This is a genomic window from Bacteroidota bacterium, from assembly GCA_039714315.1.
Taxonomy (GTDB): Bacteria; Bacteroidota; Bacteroidia; order Flavobacteriales; family JADGDT01; genus JADGDT01.
The window spans coordinates 1-2,113 of record JBDLJM010000259.1 but is presented as its reverse complement, the minus strand read 5'-3'; the positions used below and the strand labels follow the sequence as shown (position 1 = coordinate 2,113).

Sequence of the window (2,113 nt, the reverse complement as noted above, 5' to 3'; positions counted from 1 at the left end):
TCCCAACTTCCGTCTACAAAACCAAACCCAGTTCCTTCAGTACTATCTCCGCATTTACCTTAGTATTTATACCTTTTTTGAGCTTGTAATCATAAACCAGTTCATCATTTTTATCAACAATAAAGTCGAAAGAAAAGTTTCTGATATGATCTCTATAATCCTCTTCCATTTCGCCGAGTTTCACGTCGTGCGTAGCTATTATTCCACTTGATTTCAGCTCCAGTAAACGTTTTACTATAGCCACCGACCCCTTAAATTTTGAATGGGAGTTAGTTCCTCTTAGAATCTCGTCTAAAATAAAAAATGTCGGTACATCCGATGATTTTATTTGCTCGAGAATAGACTTTAGTTTGATTATTTCTGCTCTAAAGGTTGATATTTTATCTTTTATAGAATCTGTAATATGAAGATATGTCAGCACCTTAGAAGGCGTAAAAACAAACTTATCGGCAAAAACTACAGAGCCTGCACCTGCCAGTATCATATTTATGGCTACTGAACGCAGGAATGTACTTTTACCCGACATATTTGGTCCGGTGATAATATCTAACCTCGATGTACCGCTAAAATCGTAGGAATTGGAAATAACTTCGTTTTTAGCAATTAGAGGATGGAACATATTTGAAGCATTTAGCTCAAATTCTTTATCTGATATTTTGGCATAACACAAGCCGGGATTGTTATATTTAAGAGTGGCAAAACTATTCAGAGCTTCAAATTCTCCAATAATTTTAAGGTGTTTCTCTATGTCGGTATTACTTCTTTTCCATATATCGAGCTTTTTAATAATTCTAAAATCCCATAGTAGAAATATATTCAGAATCGTACCTACTACCATATTTAGTCTGTAGTCGAATAGTTGAATAAGTTTTTTAAGGTTTAATATTTGAACAGAAAAAAGGTCATTTTCTTTTACTAAACTTTTCAGAAGATCCGATTCCCAGTTTTGCTTTTCCAACAGGTCTAAAGCTTTTGAAAAAGCAAACAGATCTTTAGCATTATCGGAAACCATTTGATGAATTTCATTAGTCCTTTTATAGTATCTCAAACTTATAGCCGAATTGACCATAAAAATGATCATGAATAATAAAAAGCTGTATTTCGAAAAGAAAAATAATGAGGCAATAAATATGCTTAGCACTACAATATTTTGGAATAAATAGATGTTGAACCTGGCATTATTATTTTCAATAAATGATTTTGATTCAACAAAGTCAGTTAACTTTCTATAAGCATTTTCAGGTGAAATATCGATTAACTCTTTTTGAAATGATTGTCTCCATTCCTGTTTGTCAGACAATTCGGAAACGGCTTTTTGTCTTTCAGTTATTTGTTCCGCTTGGGTGAAATTAGTGAAGAAGTTTTTAAGAATGTTATTTCCAAAGTAAGTAGAAGCCCTGTTTATCATGTGAAAAACTGAGTTACTGCCAAACAGATCCAAATCGTTTGATATTTCGGAGAATTCTACTGCAAAGCTCTTGCCGGATGAGTATATATTAGCTTTTTGGTTTATTACATTAATCTCGTTTGAGTTAATCAGAATAAGTTTTTTTGTACTGTCTATTTTATGTGAAATATTTAGATGTCGTAAAACAGAAAGGATCAGTAAAATAAAAATTAAGACAGTAGTGAGAATTAAATACTCTACATCTAATTTGCCTGAGAGAATTGTAATAACTGTGAAGCCCCCAATGAATACAATTATCCTGATATATGACCAGATATTTGATCTTTTTTTAAGATCTGATAATTCTTCTTTAAGTTGGTTAATGTTATCTGAATATATTTTCTCTACCGACATGGATCTATATTTAGTTTGCTGCTGTTAAAAACAGTGTTCAAATTTATGAATATCAGGTTTTATATGACCTATACTACAATGAAAAAGTGAGATTTTTTAAACAAAGTTCTCTATTGTACTTTGTTTTTTTGCAAAAACTCCAATCAGCGGCTAAACCGAGGCACTGCCCAATTGCGCATAACTTTGCGATACCTTGACGGTAAAAAAAGGTTGTCATAGATAATGAAATGATATAGAATAAATTATATGAAATAAAAAAGGTTTACCCGTAACGGATAAACCTTTTATCAAACTAACCCAAAATCTTACTAT

Annotated in this window: 1 protein-coding gene; it reads right to left on the bottom strand. The window is 31.9% G+C overall.

From position 1 onward, the window contains the following. Positions 1-13 precede the first annotated feature (13 nt). Entirely contained in the window at positions 14-1,801 is a 1,788-nt protein-coding gene (locus tag ABFR62_14150; protein ID MEN8139559.1) for a hypothetical protein, read from the bottom strand. Between the last annotated feature and the right edge of the window lie 312 nt (positions 1,802-2,113).

What these genes read in the sequence shown, in the direction of transcription:
- ABFR62_14150 (MEN8139559.1), bottom strand. Translation starts at nt 1,801, where the DNA reads ATGTCGGTAGAGAAAATATATTCAGATAACATTAACCAACTTAAAGAA.